The 18,725-nt window shown below is 37.0% G+C and carries 25 protein-coding genes and 4 tRNA genes; 7 read left to right on the forward strand and 22 right to left on the reverse strand.

Going from position 1 to position 18,725, the window contains the following annotated elements:
• The 4 genes from KJ678_00855 to KJ678_00870 form a co-directional block, all read left to right on the forward strand.
• Positions 1–1,002 (forward strand): UvrB/UvrC motif-containing protein (locus KJ678_00855; protein ID MBU1016700.1); only part of this gene is annotated, 1,002 nt, incomplete at its 5' end.
• 150 nt (positions 1,003–1,152) lie between these two features.
• Positions 1,153–1,554: a phage holin family protein gene (locus KJ678_00860; protein ID MBU1016701.1), complete on the forward strand. Its 402-nt coding sequence runs from the start codon at positions 1,153–1,155 to the stop codon at positions 1,552–1,554.
• 8 nt (positions 1,555–1,562) lie between these two features.
• Positions 1,563–1,763 (forward strand): preprotein translocase subunit SecG, encoded by a 201-nt coding sequence (gene secG, locus KJ678_00865; GenBank protein MBU1016702.1) that lies wholly within the window; start codon positions 1,563–1,565, stop codon positions 1,761–1,763.
• A gap of 3 nt (positions 1,764–1,766) precedes the next feature.
• On the forward strand, positions 1,767–3,182 hold the full coding sequence (locus tag KJ678_00870) for an ABC transporter substrate-binding protein (GenBank protein ID MBU1016703.1): 1,416 nt from the start codon (positions 1,767–1,769) through the stop codon (positions 3,180–3,182).
• A gap of 48 nt (positions 3,183–3,230) precedes the next feature.
• Here KJ678_00870 and KJ678_00875 read toward each other — a convergent pair whose 3' ends face one another.
• Together KJ678_00875 and KJ678_00880 are read right to left on the reverse strand one after the other, a co-directional pair.
• Positions 3,231–3,506, reverse strand: a complete 276-nt coding sequence (locus KJ678_00875) for a hypothetical protein (protein MBU1016704.1) — start codon at positions 3,504–3,506, stop codon at positions 3,231–3,233.
• Positions 3,507–3,515: 9 nt separating this feature from the next.
• Complete coding sequence (locus tag KJ678_00880) at positions 3,516–4,508, reverse strand: phospho-N-acetylmuramoyl-pentapeptide-transferase (GenBank protein MBU1016705.1); 993 nt, start codon at positions 4,506–4,508, stop codon at positions 3,516–3,518.
• Positions 4,509–4,668: 160 nt separating this feature from the next.
• Between KJ678_00880 and KJ678_00885 the strand changes: the two genes are divergently transcribed.
• Positions 4,669–5,304 (forward strand): M23 family metallopeptidase, encoded by a 636-nt coding sequence (locus KJ678_00885; GenBank protein ID MBU1016706.1) that lies wholly within the window; start codon positions 4,669–4,671, stop codon positions 5,302–5,304.
• A 183-nt stretch (positions 5,305–5,487) separates the two neighbouring features.
• On the opposite strand, the gene KJ678_00890 is transcribed toward KJ678_00885, so the two are convergent.
• The 5 genes from KJ678_00890 to KJ678_00910 all read right to left on the reverse strand — a co-directional run bounded on the left by KJ678_00890 (position 5,488) and on the right by KJ678_00910 (position 8,468).
• The gene (locus KJ678_00890; protein MBU1016707.1) at positions 5,488–6,099 is read right to left on the reverse strand and encodes a class I SAM-dependent methyltransferase; all 612 of its coding nucleotides are present in this window, start codon (positions 6,097–6,099) and stop codon (positions 5,488–5,490) included.
• Positions 6,100–6,136: 37 nt separating this feature from the next.
• Positions 6,137–6,715, reverse strand: a complete 579-nt coding sequence (locus tag KJ678_00895) for an NYN domain-containing protein (protein MBU1016708.1) — start codon at positions 6,713–6,715, stop codon at positions 6,137–6,139.
• A 429-nt stretch (positions 6,716–7,144) separates the two neighbouring features.
• Positions 7,145–7,432, reverse strand: a complete 288-nt coding sequence (locus KJ678_00900; protein ID MBU1016709.1) for a hypothetical protein — start codon at positions 7,430–7,432, stop codon at positions 7,145–7,147.
• Between the two features lie 245 nt (positions 7,433–7,677).
• Positions 7,678–8,226, reverse strand: coding sequence for a macro domain-containing protein (locus KJ678_00905; GenBank protein MBU1016710.1), 549 nt, complete (start codon positions 8,224–8,226; stop codon positions 7,678–7,680).
• Between the two features lie 23 nt (positions 8,227–8,249).
• Positions 8,250–8,468, reverse strand: a complete 219-nt coding sequence (locus KJ678_00910) for a hypothetical protein (GenBank protein ID MBU1016711.1) — start codon at positions 8,466–8,468, stop codon at positions 8,250–8,252.
• A gap of 20 nt (positions 8,469–8,488) precedes the next feature.
• On the opposite strand from KJ678_00910, the gene KJ678_00915 reads away from it, so the two are divergent.
• Positions 8,489–9,595, forward strand: a complete 1,107-nt coding sequence (locus KJ678_00915; protein ID MBU1016712.1) for a DUF2088 domain-containing protein — start codon at positions 8,489–8,491, stop codon at positions 9,593–9,595.
• Between the two features lies 1 nt (position 9,596).
• Here the strand turns inward: KJ678_00915 and KJ678_00920 are convergent, their stop codons facing one another.
• From KJ678_00920 to KJ678_00975, 12 genes are all read right to left on the reverse strand, one after another.
• Entirely contained in the window at positions 9,597–10,277 is a 681-nt protein-coding gene (locus KJ678_00920) for an HAD family hydrolase (GenBank protein ID MBU1016713.1), read from the reverse strand.
• A 44-nt stretch (positions 10,278–10,321) separates the two neighbouring features.
• Complete coding sequence (locus KJ678_00925; protein MBU1016714.1) at positions 10,322–10,924, reverse strand: macro domain-containing protein; 603 nt, start codon at positions 10,922–10,924, stop codon at positions 10,322–10,324.
• 19 nt (positions 10,925–10,943) lie between these two features.
• Positions 10,944–11,015 (reverse strand) — tRNA-His (locus KJ678_00930).
• 121 nt (positions 11,016–11,136) lie between these two features.
• Entirely contained in the window at positions 11,137–12,381 is a 1,245-nt protein-coding gene (locus KJ678_00935) for a hypothetical protein (protein ID MBU1016715.1), read from the reverse strand.
• 53 nt (positions 12,382–12,434) lie between these two features.
• Positions 12,435–12,507, reverse strand: a tRNA-Phe gene (locus KJ678_00940).
• Between the two features lie 158 nt (positions 12,508–12,665).
• A tRNA-Gly gene (locus KJ678_00945) sits at positions 12,666–12,736 on the reverse strand.
• A gap of 11 nt (positions 12,737–12,747) precedes the next feature.
• A tRNA-Leu gene (locus KJ678_00950) sits at positions 12,748–12,833 on the reverse strand.
• Between the two features lie 80 nt (positions 12,834–12,913).
• The gene (locus KJ678_00955) at positions 12,914–13,102 is read right to left on the reverse strand and encodes a hypothetical protein (protein ID MBU1016716.1); all 189 of its coding nucleotides are present in this window, start codon (positions 13,100–13,102) and stop codon (positions 12,914–12,916) included.
• Positions 13,103–13,181: 79 nt separating this feature from the next.
• Positions 13,182–13,565 (reverse strand): hypothetical protein, encoded by a 384-nt coding sequence (locus KJ678_00960; protein MBU1016717.1) that lies wholly within the window; start codon positions 13,563–13,565, stop codon positions 13,182–13,184.
• Positions 13,565–13,864 (reverse strand): MscL family protein, encoded by a 300-nt coding sequence (locus KJ678_00965; GenBank protein MBU1016718.1) that lies wholly within the window; start codon positions 13,862–13,864, stop codon positions 13,565–13,567. Before KJ678_00965 ends, KJ678_00960 begins: the two co-directional genes overlap by 1 nt.
• 54 nt (positions 13,865–13,918) lie before the next feature.
• Positions 13,919–14,455, reverse strand: coding sequence for a peptidylprolyl isomerase (locus tag KJ678_00970; protein ID MBU1016719.1), 537 nt, complete (start codon positions 14,453–14,455; stop codon positions 13,919–13,921).
• 577 nt (positions 14,456–15,032) lie between these two features.
• Positions 15,033–15,194 (reverse strand): NUDIX hydrolase, encoded by a 162-nt coding sequence (locus tag KJ678_00975; GenBank protein MBU1016720.1) that lies wholly within the window; start codon positions 15,192–15,194, stop codon positions 15,033–15,035.
• 88 nt (positions 15,195–15,282) lie between these two features.
• On the opposite strand from KJ678_00975, the gene KJ678_00980 reads away from it, so the two are divergent.
• Positions 15,283–16,683: an IS1634 family transposase gene (locus tag KJ678_00980; GenBank protein ID MBU1016721.1), complete on the forward strand. Its 1,401-nt coding sequence runs from the start codon at positions 15,283–15,285 to the stop codon at positions 16,681–16,683.
• A gap of 187 nt (positions 16,684–16,870) precedes the next feature.
• Here the strand turns inward: KJ678_00980 and KJ678_00985 are convergent, their stop codons facing one another.
• The 3 genes from KJ678_00985 to KJ678_00995 form a co-directional block, all read right to left on the reverse strand.
• The gene (locus tag KJ678_00985) at positions 16,871–17,920 is read right to left on the reverse strand and encodes a virulence RhuM family protein (protein ID MBU1016722.1); all 1,050 of its coding nucleotides are present in this window, start codon (positions 17,918–17,920) and stop codon (positions 16,871–16,873) included.
• 119 nt (positions 17,921–18,039) lie between these two features.
• Positions 18,040–18,270, reverse strand: a complete 231-nt coding sequence (locus KJ678_00990) for a virulence RhuM family protein (GenBank protein ID MBU1016723.1) — start codon at positions 18,268–18,270, stop codon at positions 18,040–18,042.
• Positions 18,271–18,395: 125 nt separating this feature from the next.
• A partial coding sequence (locus tag KJ678_00995) for a KilA-N domain-containing protein (protein ID MBU1016724.1) occupies positions 18,396–18,725 on the reverse strand: 330 nt, incomplete at its 5' end.

Genomic DNA, 18,725 nt, shown 5'->3' on the forward strand with positions numbered 1-18,725 from the left:
TCTTTTAAACATATTCAGCTTACGAAAGATAGAATTTCCATCGTCCGAAAAAATGAAATACGGGAAAAGGAGGTAGTTTACGGTCCTTTTCCTTATGGAGGTTCTGCGGAAATTATAATTAAAACTTTAAGAAAAATCTTTCCTTTTAGAGATTGTTCGTTATCCAAGTTTTCAAGATATTGTAAATTAAACAAACCCTGTCTTTACGGGCATACTAAAATTTGTCCCGCTCCTTGCACGAGCGAGGAAGGGGAGAGGATAAATATTGAAAACATCAAAAAGGTTAAAGAAGTTCTTTTCAGAAATATGCCTAAACTTATCCGCGCTCTAGAAAAGGAGATGAAAGAAAATTCCGCAAAGTTAAATTATGAAAAAGCGCGAATCGTTAGAGACCAAATCTATAAACTGCAAAATATGTCTTATAAAAGCAATTCTAATGAGTATATGGAAAACCCCAATTTGATTATTGATAGAGCGAAAGATGAGCTTTTAGAGCTTGCCAATTTAATTGAGGTTAAATGCAAAAAAAGAATTGATTTAAAAAGGATTGAATTTTACGATGTGTCTAACATATCTGGTAAATGGGCGGTAGGGTCTATGGTGGTGGCGATGGGGGGTTTAGTGGATAAAGACCAATATCGCAGGTTTAGGATTAAAACTATAGATTTCCCAAACGACGCTAATATGCTTAAAGAGGTTTTAGTGAGAAGATTAAAACATCTAGAATGGCAAACACCTAATCTTATTGTTTTAGATGGCGGGAAGTCTCAAGTGTCTGTGGCTAATACTATAAAGGGGTTGGAAAACATCCCTATTTTAGGTTTAGCTAAAAGACTTGAAACGGTAGTGTTTTATGATAAAAATTCCAAAAAATTTATGGAGATTACTCTTTCTAAACATAGCAAAGCTTTACAATTACTTCAAAAACTTAGGGACGAAGCTCATAGATTTGCTATAACATATCACAGGAAGTTGAGGATGGGCGTTATTGCGAGGAACTGATAACTATTTCCGGTTATTAACACAGCGTCATTGCGATCCCGAGCTTTGGCGAGGGAGAAGCAATCTCATTGAGATTGCTTTGTCGCTCGTTACACTCGCTCCTCGCAATGACGGGGGTTAGACTTCCCCAAGATGTGGTATTATTGAATTATGAAAAAAATTTTGCGGACAATTTTATTTAATATTGTGGGTATTTATTTAGCAAGCCAGATACTTGAGGGGCTTTCTTATAACGGCGTCATCAAAGTTCTGGTTTTGGCAGGTATTGCTTTAACATTAGCGGGATTTATTGTTAAACCGATAATTAAAATAATAACTCTGCCTATAAACTTTATTACTCTTGGCATATTCTCTTGGCTTATAGATGTGTTCATTTTGTATCTGGTTACGGTTTTCGTTCCCAAATTTACCATATCCTCGTTTGCTTTTAGCGGTTTTTCTTATAATGGTTTTTCAATTCCGTTTATGTCTTTTTCGCTATTTTGGGCTTTTGTTTTATGCTCTTTTGTAATATCTATATTAGTTGGTATTTTTAAATATATATGCGATTAATATTTCAAATGATTCTTATTTTAGTGTCTTTTATATTGGTGGCGCTTATACTTTTGCAAGCGCGAGGCACGGGTCTTTCGGCTACTTTTGGAGGCAGTTTATCGTATTACAGTTCCAAAAGGGGCATAGAAAAATTCCTTTTTATAACCACAATAATAATGGGGGCGCTTTTTTCTACAATAGCCTTTTTAGGGGTTTTTGTTTACTAAAAAATGATACAAATACTTGCGTTAATACTACTTTTTTTTGAGTCGGTACTTTTAGGACCTACTTATAAGCATGGTTCTGTGGGTTTCCCCAAAAGTTTTAATCCTTTATACGCAAAATCCGATTCTGAAAAAATGATTTCCAGTTTGGTTTTTAGAGGTCTTTTTAAATATAACGACAACCAAGAACTTGTTCCCGATTTGGCTGAAAGTTACAAAATAGCGGAGGACGGGCTTTCTTATGAGGTTAAATTAAAGGATACTGTAAAGTGGCACAATGGGGAGCCTATCACCGCAAACGATGTTTTATACACCGCTTCCAAATCTTCTGTATTAAGAGAGATTTCAACAGACAAAATTGACGATAAAACAGTGCGGTTTAATCTTCCCAATAAATTTTCTCCGTTTTTAGACCTTTTAACTTTGGGGATAGTCCCAACAAATTCCGAAGATTCCAGTTCTCTTTTGATGTTTGGGTCGGGAGATTTTATAGTTAGCCGGGTTAAAATGGATAAATCCAATATTAAAGAGGTTTTTTTGATTACAAAGAATTCGTCGTTTCAGTTTAGAAAGATTGTTTTTAAATTTTATGAGAACGAAGGGTCGCTTATGAGCGCGTATAAATTGGGGGAGATAAATGGGTTTTTGTCTAAAGACCGGTTTGTTTGGGATAACATAAGTGATTTTAGGGTTAATTTTTTAGGAAGACATTTTGTTTTGTCTTTTAACACCAAATCAAAACTTTTGGAGTTGGCGGAAGACCGAAAAAGTCTTATGGAGGCTATAGATTACGAAAAGTTTTTCAGTACGGTAATAAACGAAAAAGGAATTCCCGCCAATGGGCCTTTAAGCAAAACATGGGCGGAAGATGCGGATTTGGAGTTTACAAAGTATGAGAAGGCGGAAGAAAAAGACCCCGACCCGGAAAAGGTTATAAATTTCTTTTATATTGCGGGAGCGGAGTCGGCAAGAATTTCTCAATTTATTAAAAACTCTTGGGAAAAAATAGGTTACACGGTTAATTTGCAGGAGATTCCGGCGGAGAATTTACTGGCGAATGTTAGAAAACACGAGGATTTTGATGTACTTTTATTAGGAGAGGAGGTATCAAGGGACCCCGACCGATATGTTTTTTGGCATTCTACGCAAGGGGATACCGGTCTAAATTTTGGCGACTATAAGGCAGTTCGTGTTGATAGAGCTTTGGAGGAGGGGAGAAGCGCTTTGGATAGGCAAGAGCGAATAAAGCATTATGGAATTATGCAAAAGGTTTTTGTGGAGGATGTTCCCGCGATATTTCTGTATCATCCAACATTTCATTTTTATCTTTCAAAACAGATAACGGGGGTTAATTTAACGAACATTTACTATCCTTGGGAAATTTTTAAAAGTTTTAAAGACTGGACCCTGAAATCGGAATAGGGTTTTTAGGTTTTAAAGGAGTTTCCTTTGAAAAAGGAGACTCCTTCGTTAATATGGAAAATACCTAGCGTACATTACAAATATACCCATAAAAACCACTCCAAAGAAAAACATTAAACCCCCTAAAATTTTAAGTATTTTAAGCTCTTCTTTAACTTTAATTTTCTGCAAATGAGGAAGTTTAATTTTTTTATTAAGGACTTTCCCGGCTCTTTTTTCTACAAACTCATTAAATTTTTTGGTAAAGAAAGCGCTAAGGAAGCCAAAGGTTAGTAATAAAAGGGAGGACAGTAGTAAACAAATAATTGTGCCTATATCATTCATATTCTAATATTACCACAACCCCACTAAAATTTGACTGAATAATAATCCAACGAGAGCGCATACAATACCCACAAGCCAAAATCTTATGACTACTTTGTCCTCGTCCCAACCCAAAGCTTGAAAATGATGATGCAATGGGGCTATCTTAAACAACCTTTTTCCGTTTCTAAAAACAAAAGAACCCCATTGCAAAAGCGAGGACAATCCTTCCGCAACGAATACCGCTCCGATAATAAAAAAAGGCAGAGAAATATTGAGGATAAGGGCTATTACTGCAAGAATTGCGCCAAAAGCCAGCGCTCCTGTATCTCCCATAAAAAGTCTTGCGGGAGAAACATTAAAATACAAAAACGCAAGAATTGCGCCAAACAAGATAGAAATTAGTACTAAAACATCCCCATTCCCAAAAGCGCAGAGTCCGAGAGCAGATAAAGCCACAAGCAAAAGACCTCCGGATAAACCGTCCATTCCGTCGGTAATGTTAAAGGCATTGGTAAAAAAAACTATTACTAGCGTAGCATAAGGAATATACCATAACCCCCAAACCGCTTTTCCAAGAAAATTGTATAGCAGGATGGAAATTATCAAAGAAAGTCCAAGTTGGATTGCAAGTTTATATCTTACTCTAAGAAAAGATCCGTTTTTATTCCGTATTCTAATAAACTTTTGAATATCGTCTATAAAACCAAGAACGGCAAAGGAAAATAGTGTAGTAAGAAGTATAATAATTGTCCAACTTATATGCGAAGATAGTAGAAAAGAGTGGATAAAAACTAAAAATAAAGTTACTGCAATAATTAAAATACCGCCTCCCACGGGAGTTCCTACTTTATGTCCGCGCAACTTATTGAACAAAGTTTTTCGGCCAAGAATGTCTTTGCTTAAATTCTCGGGGTTTTGGAATTTGAGTTTATACAAAAGATTTATGAAAGGTATAAAAAGGATGCCCGAAAGAACAAAAGAGACTATTGTTAATATTAGATAGTTTATTACCTGTTCCACACTATTTATTATAACGGATTTGAAACTATTTTCATTACACCAAAAAGAGTATGTTTATGTTCCAGATTTAAGGTCTTTTACTTAACTTACCCCACCCCGCCACTCACTATATAATTATCACACCTTGGATGCGAGAACATACACTGATATAATATTAAATATGATAATAAAATATCCTGTAATAGATCATACTATATCCCAACCGTTTGGCAGAGATGCAACTAACGATCCTATTTACCGCGAGTTCTACGATCTATTTGATTATAAACACTGTGGAGTAGATTTTCCTGTATCTGTGGGAACCGAAGTATTTGCCGCTTTTCCTGGTATTGTCGTGAGAAAAGAGTGTCATGTCTGGATGGGAAATGTAATAGGGATAAGAAACGGGAATATTGTTGCTCTATATGTTCATTTAAACAGTAGTGTATTAAATCCTGGTGATAAGGTAAAAGAAGGCGATATTATAGGAATCTCTGGTTGTACAGGAAAAGCGTGCCCAACACCGCATCTCCATTTTGAAACTCGGGATATAACAAAAACCCCTTTAAAAAACATGGTGTTTGACCCCCCGTTTAATCAAAAACTATCCTGTTTTATAGATATATTTGAATACATAGTAAACAATAAAAACACCAAAAAAACTCTAAAAAGCTTATCCAAACTCTATTTTGGTACGGAGAAACATTGGAAACTTATAAGAAACAGTAATAACTTAGATTTTGATGGCGATCGCTTGTTAGAGGATGGGTTGAAGCTAACAATCCCGAACTATTCCGTCAAGGATAAATTGAGATAACCAGGTTGCCTATCTTTCGACAAACAACCTGGTTAAGTGTTAAAACAATAAAATCAACTACCTCGGGAGTGGCAGAGGTTTTAGGTAAAGGAAATATTCTGGGGTGGCATAGTAGAGGATGTTAGAACTATCCTTCAAGAACAACAGGATTACATTTATATTCCTGATTTGGTATCTAGCAATCTATAAGGTCTTTACCCAATATTCCAACCACCAATCTTTATCCCCTTTTCTAGTTGCTTCTTCGATTACTTCAAAACCATTTCTTTCCAATACAGCGTGAAATTCTTCTAGAGAATAATAAGCAAACCAGCGACCTGTATCAGGATCCGTTCTTTCACCCGCACCAGCTTTAAGGGAAATAAAACCAATACCACCAGATCTAACTACCTTTTTTATTTGCTTTAATGCGCCATCGATTTTATCTTTAGGGATATGTAGGAGGGTAGCGACCGACCAAAAACCATCAAACTCACTGTTTTTAAAATCTAGATCGTGGACAGCAATAGGAATAAATTTTGCAGTAGGGTTGGCTTTTTTCGCAACTTTTAATAGTCCTTCGGAAGCATCCGTTCCAATATAATCGTAGCCTAGCGATATTAAAGCAGTAGCGTCCTTACCTGAACCAGAACCAATTTCCAAAATTTTCCCGTGTGGTAAAAGTTTGTGTAACTTTTCCATTTCGCCTCTCCAGAAAGTATCTGATTGTTTATGGCAATGGGCTAAAGACCAATTTTTTGCCTCTCGATCATAATAATCAATTGTATGTTTTATTTTATCTACTTTATCGCGCATAGAAAAATTATAACATTTTACCCCACCTCGCTACTCCCTATTGTTTTTGACTATCGTCTAAACCATCTAGCTTTACAAAAAAGGAACGGCGGGCTCGTCGTTTAATATCACACTTGCCATCTATAGCCATAGACAAACTTCCTTTAAAGAATAGATTTTCTATCTTTTTATTGAAAAGTTTAGTATTTTCAATAGCGCTTTTATAATCCCCGTCATTTGACACGAGAATAGCCACATCGTATTTATCAAGAGCGGCCATAGCAACCATATCTGTTGCCAATTGAGTATCTAAATTCTTTTCTTGGAGCTGTCCTTTAGTACCTCTTAAATCTCCAAATTTAATTGAAACATCGGACAACTTTTCAATTTCCCCGTAATATTTTTGAGTTAGATTATATCTTCTTTGTTCTTTAGGAGTTCCGTCCAATAAATAGGAAGGAGGACGGACGCAGTAAAACCCAACATACACAAGGATTCTGTTTCCAGCCAGCCTTTTGGCAAGTGTTAACGGATTATATAAACCAACCCAGCTTTTATCTATTTTTCTTATATCGTAAATATGATGGAAAACATTGCTGTTATCTATAAAAACAGCAACCCGTTTTGGATTATTCATATAATTGGATAATATAATTTCAGCGCATAAAAAACAAGAACCCCGAAAGGTTCTTGTTGCTTACCGTAGCCGAAGCACACGATAAGGATTTGTTACTGTTAATAATAGGAAATATTTCCAGTCTTGTCAATGAGCAGATTTTATGTTGTCCTAACAACCCAAAAAGGCTGGGGTCGCATTGTCAGCGACATTAGAACCATTATCCAGCAACAAAGGGGTTTCGTTTATGTTCCTGATTTGAGGTCGTTTGCTTAATTCACCCCACACCTATTTTCACTATTGTTTTGGGAACAAAAAACAACCTCGTTAAAAGGTTGTTACTTGTCTTAAATAAACCAAGATTTTGATTTACTTGAGTCAAAAGAGGTAAGCGATTGGAAAAAGACCTACTTACCTCTTTGGAAGACTTGGAGAGCAATGCCAACCAATTCAAGGTCGATAACCACGGATTCTCTGAAATCCACGAATTTCAGCATAGAACTGCTGACAAATCTCTCTATCCCTTACCACGAATCTGACTTCGCTTACCATACTCGACACAGGACCAAGTTCTCCGAGGTATCCTCCTTCTGCACTTACGGTAAACTCGGCGTGTTGGGGGGCGCTTTTGTTTTCTTCTTCCCATTTGCGATTTTTGTCGTGGTGGTCGGCAAGGGTAGCCAAGAGGTCACCACTTACTATACCTATGTTGGTAACGAAAGCGAAGTCCCAAACCACCAAGAACCAGAGAACCACGAAACTGCCCCTTGCAGTCAACACACTTTGCAATTACGACTCCTAAATCAATGGGCATTTTTCCCTCCGTAGGTTTACTGAAATGAATGGGTTTTGTCAACCGCAATGGTTTCGTTATATCACAATCCTATAGCAATGTCAAGCTTTGGGATAGCGTCCACCCCACCCCGCTACTCACTATAATTTGCAAAGGTGCGTAAAGGTAGGATTTTAGGGGGTAGCTTGTATTACCTATAAATAACCAAATCCTCTATTTTGCCTTTGTATTCGTCCAGTACCCCAATGATTATGTCCACAACTTCGTGGGGATGGAGAGTTTTCTCCTCCTTCTTTTCCAATCCAAAAATAACCATAATTCTATTGATAAAGTCTCGTTTCCTATACCCAACAAATAGAGGTACTGTGGCTAGTGTTTTTAGATTGTATAAAGAAGCGAGATTAAAAGCGCTTCGGAAGGCTTTATGTAAGAGGATAAAATCAATTATATTGTCGGGGTTTTCTTTGTCTTTATAAGGCAGAAAGATGATGTTTTTGACCTTTAAACCATATCCTTTTGTTATGACCGCACTCCCAAAATCACAAAATCCAATGGACGACAATTCCTTCTCCAAATCTTTTCCAGCAAGCTCTATTATACTGCTTACTAGCTTGCTCTCTTTACAGTAGGTCAAATCAGTAAAGCAGGGGCAAATAAGGGCATCTCCATCAAATTCAAGGATGTCCCCTTTTCCAAAATACATCTTTGGTGTTATTTTAGCTTTGTATTTACGGCACATAAAATTTTGGTTAATCTAACTAATTATACCTTACGAATGGTTTCAAACAGTTCTTGCTGACAATTTTGAAACGATGCGTCAAAGATGATGCGGTACTCAAAGTTTTTGTTTGTTTGCTGAAACTCCATAAAGCCTATTTCTTTTGCAAACACTTCGCTAAAAAGGTTTTCTATTTTGCCTTTGTATTCTTGCTTATTCTTCTCATACCCCTCTTTTTCTCGGTTGGATTTAACCTCAACCACCAAAAACCTCGTTAAATGATCTGCTTTGTTTAGATTTTATCCTTGCAAAGCTAGTCCAAAAGATCGGGAATAGAAATGACCTAAAAGGTTGTATAGGGATTGCTGTTGATGATCTCACCAGACCAACCCCAGCAAGTATAATTTGTGATTTTTTAGTGAGATACCTTTATGACAAAGGTGTAGCAATGTCGTCTATTCACTTTTTTATAGCTACTGGCGCCCATCGTCAGCTTACAAAGGACGATATTATTAAAAAGATTGGGAAACTATCCTACCAGAACTGTGCTATACATCATCATTCTCCCTTCTGCAATACAAAATACTTGGGAAAAACAAAATATCAAACCCCCATATTTGTAAATAAAGGTTTTATGGAAATGGGTTTTAAGATCGTTATAGGAGGTGTGTTGCCTCATAGCTCCGTTGGTTTTAGTGGGGGCGCTAAATTAGTAGTGCCTGGTCTAAGCGGAATCAAAACGATATGCGCTCTCCACCGCAGTACTCCACACAGAAAAGGAAAGTTTGCGGAAATTAAGGATAATGTTCTGCGGGATGATATAGACGAGGCGGGTAAATTAGTTGATGTGGATGTTTATATTCAAGTGGTATGTAGTCCTAACAACAGAACTATAGCCCATATTCTAACTGGCGATGATTTATACTGCTATCGCAAAGCAGTTGAGTATGTAAAGGAAAAAGCCACACTTAAAATAGGCAAAAGTTATGATATCGGAATTTTCAATGCCTACCCTCTTGATACAGAGTTTCTTCAAGCAGGAAAAGCTTTTGATATAATGAGAGCCACAGAAAATAAAGTAATAAAAGAAAACGGAATTGTTATTCTGAGTACGGCGGCATCAGAAGGGCACGGTTTTCATCATGTTAGAAGCCCGGATATGCTATATCCTTTTTTGGGTGATTGGACAAAAGCGTATGCTCCTAGAGAGTTGATCTTTTTTGGTGAAAATATTAAGCCTTCTATGCTTCCTGAAGAAACCCGCGTTAATTCAAAGGTATTCAATAAGTGGGCACCATTATTATCCTATCTGCAAAAGCGGTTTCCAGTAGCCAATGTGGTTGTTTTCCCATACGCCTCTACACAAATTCCTAAATACACGGGAAAATAAATTAAAAAATCTGCTGGAGTTCCTTGATTGAATCAATCGCTAATAATTCTTTTTCTTTGTAATCGTCCCTTGGAAAAAGAACAACTTTTCCAAAACCTATATTTAAAGCAGTCTGCAGATTTTCAATTTTATTGTCCACAAATGCGCATTCGTGAGGCTCTTTGTTAAGCTGTTTTAATGCGTAATGGAAAATGTCTGGATGCGGTTTATCTATATTAATCTCTCGTGAAAGCACAACTGCGCTAAAATATTTTTCCAGCTTAAAATCTTTCAACTCAAAATGTTTCCTGGAAACTAAGCAATTGGAGATTATTCCCAGCTGATATTTTTCTGACAGATAATCTAGAACCTCTCTAACACCTTCTACAAGCACATAACACCGTTTTACATGGCACATAGTCATATATTCAACTGTTTCTGTAGAGGGAACTATTCCAAGGGATTTTAATAACTTCCTATTAAACATTCTGAAATATTCAATTTCTTTTTCCAGCGTACCTATGTCCTTCCACGCCCCTTGGATTTCTTTGTCGGATTTTATTAACTCCTTCTCTTTAGAGCTATATTTATCAAACCCCACTCCAAGATAATTAGCTATTTGTTCATTGATATTAACAATCTTCCTAAACAACACATCCCCACCATCAAAGAAGATTGCTTTTATCAAAGGTTGCTCACTCATACTCATTATTGAAATTATACACTATTTTTTTGAAATATATGGATTTAGCGAAAAATCGCCACTTCTTTTAACCCCTCATTCTCTTTAGCAATTGCTGTAACAATACACATAATCTGCTCAGTACTTAAATAATTTTCTTCCTTTGGGTTTGAAAACATATCCAATATCCTTTCAAAAATACTTTTCTTTTTCCTTCTTATCAAAGGAAGGCTTATAGCTAGGTTTTTAATATGATAAAGCCTTACAAGACTAAACACCGCTTTTATTGCTTGGTGCATTAAAATAGAGTCAATATGTTCATTTGGATTATTACTATCTTTATAGGGGTAAAAGATAATAGATTTTACATTTAGTTTGTACCCCCCAACTATTACTGCATGTCCTATTCCACAAAACCCAATTGCCAAAAGCTCGGTTAATAAATCCGTTCCAGCTTGTTCAAATATAGCCTCAACCACAGAATTGACTTTATCATTGCTCAATTCCACATCGCAGGGGCAAATAATGGCGTCTCCTGTATAATCAACAATATTTCCTGTTAGTAGAGTAAATTTAGACATTTCTTTGGAAAAAGGAACTAACCCCTGCCCGCCTCTGGAGGGCCGAATCGGGGCAGTCCCTTTTTGGATAAGCTGTGGGGTTATCAAACCCTGAGTGTAGTCGAAGGGTAGCTGACGGGATTTGAACCCGCAACTTCTTCCTCCACAGGGAAGCGCTCTACCATTGAGCTACAGCCACCATTTTTAATTCCAATTCCTCTAATTATACTACAAAATTAGAATTCTCGTTCTCGCGAGGATAGGGAAAGGGGTTCCTACCCTTAAATACAATAAAAATTGCACACCGATTGTGGGTATGGTTATTCCGACAAAAACTCTTCCCTCAACACTTGCCATAACTCTTTTTTATCCTCATCATACCCCAACGCCCAAATGCCAACACCTTGCAAATTCTCTCTTTTAGCGAGAATATACTTTTCTCTTAAAGATTCGGCATTCTCAAAATATACTTGTCTCGTGGCGCCCGTATCCGAGATATATGTAAAATAGGGAACTTTGGCTTCTGTATCCCATAAGAGATCTTTCTGATAATCGCTGTTTGAAATTTGAGCGTAGTTTTGCGAAATGGAATACCCCAAAACATCATCTCCCGGTATTCTCGTTGAGTTTGGTTCGGTATTTTCCACAACCCAGTTATACCCATAATAGGGGACACCCAAAATTAATTTTTCAGAACTGGCTACCTTTTTATAATCCTCAATCATTCTGGTTATGTCATAATCATATTTGTCAGGATATCCACTTATAGGAGCAACAGGACCAGCTTTGTCTGATGTTGGACGGTAAAAATCATAAGCCATTATAAAAAGTCCATCCGCAACATTATTAAGTTGCGCAATATTAGTTATTCTTACTTTTTGAAGACTATCGGCAAATGTGGAAACCGTTACTTTGGCATTGGCATTTTTTATGGTCAACTCGTTTTTTATAAAAGCCACAAAATTGGTATATCTCGTTTCCAAAAGATAAGGTGGTATCCCCATATACTCAAAATCTAAATTTATATCCCAAATTCCTTTCTCCGTTAACTCCGCCAAAACATTGTCAAATAAGTTGTACCAACAAGAATTACAGCTTAACAAATTTTCAATATCGCCATTATCGTGAACGGCAAGAGTTAAAGCAACTCTAACTTTGTTGGCTTTGGCATTTTTAATAACCGTTTTTATGGTGTTTCCTTCTTTCCAAGCAAGATACCCCGGTTCGGAAGTTCCATCTTCGGTTCTAGTTATAAAATTGCCTTTTCCGTCAACATACAACGCAAAGTAGGCTATGTCCGTTAAAGTTTGGTAGTCCAGATTTTTTTCTTCGCTTAAACTCCAATAGGGGAGAAAACCGAAAACAGTTTTGGACGGTTTTTCAATAGCCGACGCTTTGAATATTTTCTCAATAAACCTAAAAGGACCGCTGGGATTTTTTACTTCAATAACAGGACTGTACACATCCCCACTCCCCCGCCTTTGAACAATAAACGACATCGCCCCCAGTATTACGGTTAGCGCAAGAAATAGTAGTATTAAAATACGAATTTTTAGTCCGAACATACTTTTATTTTCTCATTTTTTGCGGATAATCAAAAGGGGTTTAAAAGAAAATGTGCCGAGGGTCAGAATCGAACTGACATAACTTGTTTTTCAGACAAGCGCCTTGACCAACTTGGCAACCTCGGCCCTTCGACTACGCTCAGGGTCGTGACCTTTCGACTACGCTCAGGGTCGTGACCTTTCGACTACGCTCAGGGTCGTGACCTTTCGACTACGCTCAGGGTCGTGACCTTTCGACTACGCTCAGGGTCGTGACTCTTCTACAAAAGGAGTAGGACTCCTTGAGCGGGATACGAGAGTCGAACTCGTGCATCCACCTTGGCAAGGTGGCGTACTACCGCTGTACTAATCCCGCAAAAAATCAAGTGGGCGAGGAGAGACTTGAACTCTCACCTCCGTTTAAGGAGATTGGATTTTAAGTCCAACGCGTCTGCCAATTCCGCCACTCGCCCTAAATTCCTTACCGTTTCTGATATTTTTAGCCTTCGGCATCTAACAACTTTGCCACTCGCCCCAAACCCCCAACATTTTATCATAAAATTTTTTCTATATCTTTATGGAAACTTTCTATAACTTCGCTCGTCGCGCTTTTAATTTTTTCCTCTATACCCGCTACCTTTTCCTTTAAATGTCCCCAAATTTTATTATGCTCGTCTTGAGCTAAAAATTTTAAAAAGACATCTTTATCCTCTTCCTCAAGCTCCGATAAAACTGTGTCCATTACTTTGTGATAAACAGTTTGTTCCGCTAATGTAATTAAGCTTAATTTCTCCGTATCCGAGAAATCTAGCTTTTCAATCTTAATAATTAAAGTGTCTATTTTGATTATAGGGCTGTAAAAATGTTTGAACAGCTATGTAATACCTTTCATTGAGCATATCTTCTTTTGTAAAGTCCTTATTGCTAAAAGAAAAGTATCCCCACGCTCCTAAACCGGGCGCAATCCCCGATGGAAGGTACATCGCCACATCCTCCGCGTTTTCGGCATGTTTTAAAAGGGTATCTCCGGGAAACCGAAACAAATGTTGTTCCCCGCCGATTAAACCGTAACTACGATTAAGTTTTTTGCCCTCTATTTCCGCAGTTACATTAAGATTGTAATCTTTATGTTTAGCAAAAAGAGAATCGCGCGCCTCAAAATTTTTATCTACCCATTTTTTACTTAGAGATTCATATTTTCCCATTATTTCTTTTTATCAAGTTTAGTAAGCTTTAGAAGTTTAACCCCAAAATACACAACTAAAGCTATAACTAAAAAATCTATGGTGGTGTTTACAAAATTACCCCACATTATTTTAGAACTCCCAATTGGAATATAAGCTTCGTTTAAGTTTCCCGCCGCGCCGAGAATTAGCCCAAGAATTGGGTTTATAATATCCAAAACAAGGGCAGCCACAACTTTAGAAATTGCGCCGCCGAGGATAAACCCAACAGCAAGCCCAACAATACCTTGTTCGCGAATAAAATCTATAAATCCTTTCATCTACAATTATCTCCTTTCGTGGAATTCACAACTATATTATATAGATATTTTTATCTATTTTTCTACGGTAATAATTTCAATGTTTTCTATAGTAACAGGATTTACTGGTTGAGATTTTTCTGTCGGATTACTTGGATTAATTTTTACTTCGGCGGTCGCTATTTTATCTACTACCTCAATTCCTTCTGTTACCATTCCAAATATTACATATAGCTTTTGTATTGGCGCGCTTTCATGCATAATAAAAAACTGGCTGCCATTGGTATTGGGGCCAGAATTAGCCATTGCAACCGTACCCCGAGTATATTCTTTAGTGATAGGTTCATCGTCAAACATATACCCAGGTCCTCCTGTGCCATTACCTTTGGGGTCTCCGCCTTGAATCATAAAATCTTTAATGACCCGATGAAATATCGTGCCGTCATAAAAAGTTTTTTGCGCAAGATACACAAAATTATTAGTGGTTATTGGGGTCTGCTCCGTATCCAACTCAATAGTAATCTTCCCTTCTGAAGTGGTAATAATAGCGTTATATTTTTTATTCTCTTCAAGTATAAAAGGAACGGGTATTTCAATATCGTTTGTGTTCATAACTTCTGATTCTACATTATTTGTTACGGTTTCTTCAACTTGTGTTTTTATCTCCGGATTTTTGTTTGTTTTAGCAAACTTATTTATGACTAATACCAAAACAACAATTACAATAACGCCTACAACATATATATTTTTGTTCATAGATGAAATATTAACATAAATGTTAAAATGTATATATGAAAATCGGCACTTTGCTTGTGGAATTAGATAAATTAAATTTCCCTAAAGACCAATATGCCATAACTTCCTCTGGTTCCTTAGCAATTAGAGATATAAGGGAAGCTAATGATTTGGACATTATAGTATCTCCCCAACTTTGGGAGAAACTTTCAAAGAAATATCCAGTCAAAAAAGAGGGGTTTGAAAGCATAGAAATTGGAAACATTCAGATTTTATGGAAAGGCTCTTTTTTTACAGATTCAAAAGTTGCAACAGTTGAGGAACAGATAAAAACGGCAGATATTATAAAAGGTTATAGATTTGTAAATCTGGACTTAATCAAGAAATTCAAACAATTAGGCGGAAGAGAGAAAGATAAAAAGGATTTAGAGTTGATAAAAAATTACGAAATCTTTCAGTCTCCTCTTTTGTCCAAACTTTTTTTATCTAAGGAGTTTCCTTTTTCAAAGGAGACTCCTTTGTTAGATTTTTCCTTAATGAATTTATCCTTTATATTTGTTTCTTCCAAAAGCTTTCTGACTACCGCTTGTTCTGGGTTCTCTCCTGACTTCTGCAAAATTTCCCCTTTAGAAAATGAAAAGGCTCGGTAACAATGTAATCTAGCTCTTTTGCCTTTCTTCTCCGCACTAATATAAAATTGAGGGGTGAGAATAAGAAAAGTTAAAACAGCTTCCGGCTCCACAGCCGTCCAAGTCGTTAAATACTCTAACTACAAAACTTCCGTCCTTAAACATATCGGAAACGCTAAAACTATACCTAATATCTCTTCCTTAGAAAACTTAGCTCAAGATTGGATATCTCAAACCTCTAAACAAATTAATATGTTCCCCAATAATAACGAAGAAAATAATACCCTCCTGAATAAATATAAATATCTGGGCTTTGAATACCGCTTCGCTTATGAGGTAATAAACAATGTCTTTAGTATCCTCGGCCTCGATAAACTAAACTATAAAAATAGCAGAATGTTCCTAGACCTCTCTCTACTCCGTGTCATCAATCCCCTCTCTAAAAGAAAATCTATAAAATTACTGTCCTCCTCCTTCGGAATAAACTACAACTTGTCCGAATTGTATCGCTCTTTACCAGAATTCCCAAAGTTTAAAGACCTAATCGAAAACAAGTTAGTCGCCTTCGCCAAAAATCAACTCAACTTCAACTTCAGCTTCGTCCTCTACGATATCACCACTCTGTACTTCGAAACTTTCACCGATGACGATTTCAGAAAACGCGGATTCTCCAAAGATAACAAAATAGGCCAACCCCAAATCCTAGTGGGATTGATTGTAAGCAAGGATGGCTTCCCCCTCTCCTTCGCCGTCTTCGAGGGCAGCAAGTTTGAAGGCCATACCCTCATACCAACAATTCTGGATTTTAAAGAAAAACACAAGATAACAACCCTAACTGTAGTTGCCGACGCAGGAATGATAAGCAAAGAAAATATCACCGCTTTGAAACAAAACGGGTTGAGCTACATCGTCGGAGCAAGGCTCGGAAATAATAAACCTTCAACTATTACCCAAATAAATCAAAACCTAAACTTTATCGATGGCGCAACTACTAGACTTAAAACCAATTCAGGCTTCCTAGTTTGTAGCTTCTCTTCTAAAAGATATAGCAAAGATAAACATATTTCATATTACCTTAATAATAGATTAGTCGAAAAGACTAAACTCCTTTTGGGAATTAAAGGATATCACACAGACTTAACACTGCCAGATAAATTAATCATAGAAAGATATAGCGACCTTTGGAATGTCGAAAAAGCTTTTAGAATAAGTAAGAGTGATATTTCCATAAGACCAATTTACCACTTCAGGAAACAAGCAATTATGGCCCACATTCTCATTTGCACAACAGCGTTAGCTGTTCTTAAGTTTATGGAGATAAAGACAGGTAAATCTGCCAAATATGTTGTAGACAGCTTAAAAAGTGTAACTGATGGGAGAATGCTAAATACTGTCACCAACAAGGAATTTCGTATGAGGTCTCAAGTTACAGAGGATACAAAACGACTTCTCAATGAGATGGGCATAACGCACTAATTTGCAGAAGTCAGGAGAGAGTTGAAGGAAGTAATAGGCGAGTTGTTTATGCCCTGCAAGCCCGGAAGTTTTACGGAATTTCCGGGCTTTACTTTTCTAATATCATTTTATCTTGGTCTGGATAAATTCCTTTGAGAGTTTAAAAGATAGTTTTGAAGCGTACAGAAAAAACCTTTAACCCTCATCATTAAGGTTGTGTATTTTGACCAAACTTTCTTTTCTTTAACAGTTTTTTAACTTCGCGGTCAAAGTCGGATATGTAGTTTCTGTCTCGCTCCCCGCGATATTTTTCATATTCTCCAAGCGCCAATGTCTCTGCTACCTCATGACCCACCAGTCCTGCGTTAGCGAGTATTTCTCGTTCGTTAAGTTTTAGAAACGCATCCAACTTTGCTACCCAGTCCTTCATACGCATCATAATTCCGCGCTTTGCTTGCATTTCTGCAAAATCCAAATACATTGTTACAATTCTGTTCAATTGATCAAGCTCTTTTTCATTGAGATAATTTTTGGCAATTACCACATCCGTCTCTCTTATTCTTCCTTTGGGTGCATACTTCCATGTTGCCAACCCCATATTCGGTTTACCGCTACCCACTCTCTCGCTGATTATCTCTGCGGCAGTTTTTCCTGTAATAGCAAAGTGCAACTTGTTTTGGACAGTCGCAAAAAATTGCTTGGTAATTTTCTCGTTTGGATCATAATCCGCGCTACACTGGGCATAAATATCGGTAATTTTTTGATACATTCTCCTTTCGCTTGATCGAATATCGCGAATTCTGGCCAGCTGTTCTTCAAAATAATCCTTACCAAAAATATTATAAGGATCTTTTAGCTTTTCATCATTCATCGTAAAACCCTTAATGATATATTCTTTTAACCTTTCCGTCGCCCATATGCGAAAGCGGGTTGCTTGCGTGGAGTTTACTCGATAACCAACAGAAATAATTGCGTCAAGATTGTAAAAAGTTGTGAGGTATGTCTTGCCGTCTGTGGCAGTATGTGCAAATTTTGCACATACTGAATTTTCTTGCAACTCTCCTGAATCAAAGATGTTTTTAAGGTGTTTGGTTATTACACTTCTTTCCACACCAAAAAGCTCGGAAATCTTGACTTGAGTAAGCCATAAATTTTCATTTCTCAAAAAAATCTCCACCCTCACTTTGCCGTTTGGGGTGGTGTACAGCAAAAACTCTGTAAAACTGTTATTTGGAACGATTTTATTTTTTCTTTTCATTATATTCATTTTACCCTATTTACTTCTGTAATTGTATGGGATCGCCGAGGATATTTTAACAGGGGGCAAATATCCGGAATTTCTTGTAAATGTTGTGAGACTTGTTGTATAAACCAAATTCAGTCATTTGCGAGAACGAGCGTATTTCGTCCAAACCTTTTTTTCTTTAACAGTTTTTTAACTTCACGGTCAAAGTCGGATATGTAATTTCTGTCCTGTATCTTCTTATATTTTTCGTATTCTCCCAACGCTAGTGCTTCTGCGATTTTGTGACTGATATTACCGGCATTGGTCAAAATCTCATATTCGCCAAACTTCAAAAAAGCGTTAAGTTTTTCTGTCCGCGGCAGTTATCGAGTATTTCTCGATAACTGATTTCGGATCAAGTTCTCCATCCGCAAAAATATTTTTGGGGTGCAGAGAAACATTGTCTATGCTACATTCAAAAAGTAATTCTAATTGCGGCCTCGACAATTTAATCATTTAATTTTTTTCTCTCTTTTAACTTCTTAATTGAGGAGATATCTACAAGAGATTTGATTTGGATAATGGCTATCTCGTTAAGCATTATTAGCCGTTTGCCTTGAGGCAGTCCTTGACGGATAAATTCGGCATTGATACTCTCAAGATTTGCCAGCACTACAAGCTGGGTCACATTGGAGCAATCGCGAACATTCCCATCCTTTTTTGGATTTTTACCCCGCCAATCTTTTGCGGTCATGCCGAAAAGTGCCATGTTTAAAACATCGGCTTCGTTTACATCGACAACATTGGCGGCAGATTTGGAAATATAAGGAGGAATCAA

It is taken from the genome of Patescibacteria group bacterium, assembly GCA_018817085.1.
GTDB lineage: Bacteria > Patescibacteriota > WWE3 > CG2-30-40-12 > CG2-30-40-12 > CG2-30-40-12.

Bases quoted from the DNA above. Each gene is read 5' to 3' on its own strand.
- KJ678_00970 (MBU1016719.1), bottom strand. From the start codon at position 14,455: ATGAACACAAACGATATTGAAATACCCGTTCCTTTTATACTTGAAGAG.
- KJ678_00965 (MBU1016718.1), bottom strand. From the start codon at position 13,864: ATGAAAGGATTTATAGATTTTATTCGCGAACAAGGTATTGTTGGGCTT.
- KJ678_00935 (MBU1016715.1), bottom strand. From the start codon at position 12,381: ATGTTCGGACTAAAAATTCGTATTTTAATACTACTATTTCTTGCGCTA.
- KJ678_00905 (MBU1016710.1), bottom strand. From the start codon at position 8,226: ATGTGCCGTAAATACAAAGCTAAAATAACACCAAAGATGTATTTTGGA.
- KJ678_00960 (MBU1016717.1), bottom strand. From the start codon at position 13,565: ATGGGAAAATATGAATCTCTAAGTAAAAAATGGGTAGATAAAAATTTT.
- KJ678_00895 (MBU1016708.1), bottom strand. From the start codon at position 6,715: ATGAATAATCCAAAACGGGTTGCTGTTTTTATAGATAACAGCAATGTT.
- KJ678_00955 (MBU1016716.1), bottom strand. From the start codon at position 13,102: ATGGACACAGTTTTATCGGAGCTTGAGGAAGAGGATAAAGATGTCTTT.
- secG (MBU1016702.1), top strand. From the start codon at position 1,563: ATGATTCTTATTTTAGTGTCTTTTATATTGGTGGCGCTTATACTTTTG.
- KJ678_00885 (MBU1016706.1), top strand. From the start codon at position 4,669: ATGATAATAAAATATCCTGTAATAGATCATACTATATCCCAACCGTTT.
- KJ678_00985 (MBU1016722.1), bottom strand. From the start codon at position 17,920: ATGAAAAGAAAAAATAAAATCGTTCCAAATAACAGTTTTACAGAGTTT.
- KJ678_00860 (MBU1016701.1), top strand. From the start codon at position 1,153: ATGAAAAAAATTTTGCGGACAATTTTATTTAATATTGTGGGTATTTAT.
- KJ678_00875 (MBU1016704.1), bottom strand. From the start codon at position 3,506: ATGAATGATATAGGCACAATTATTTGTTTACTACTGTCCTCCCTTTTA.
- KJ678_00920 (MBU1016713.1), bottom strand. From the start codon at position 10,277: ATGAGTGAGCAACCTTTGATAAAAGCAATCTTCTTTGATGGTGGGGAT.
- KJ678_00890 (MBU1016707.1), bottom strand. From the start codon at position 6,099: ATGCGCGATAAAGTAGATAAAATAAAACATACAATTGATTATTATGAT.
- KJ678_00870 (MBU1016703.1), top strand. From the start codon at position 1,767: ATGATACAAATACTTGCGTTAATACTACTTTTTTTTGAGTCGGTACTT.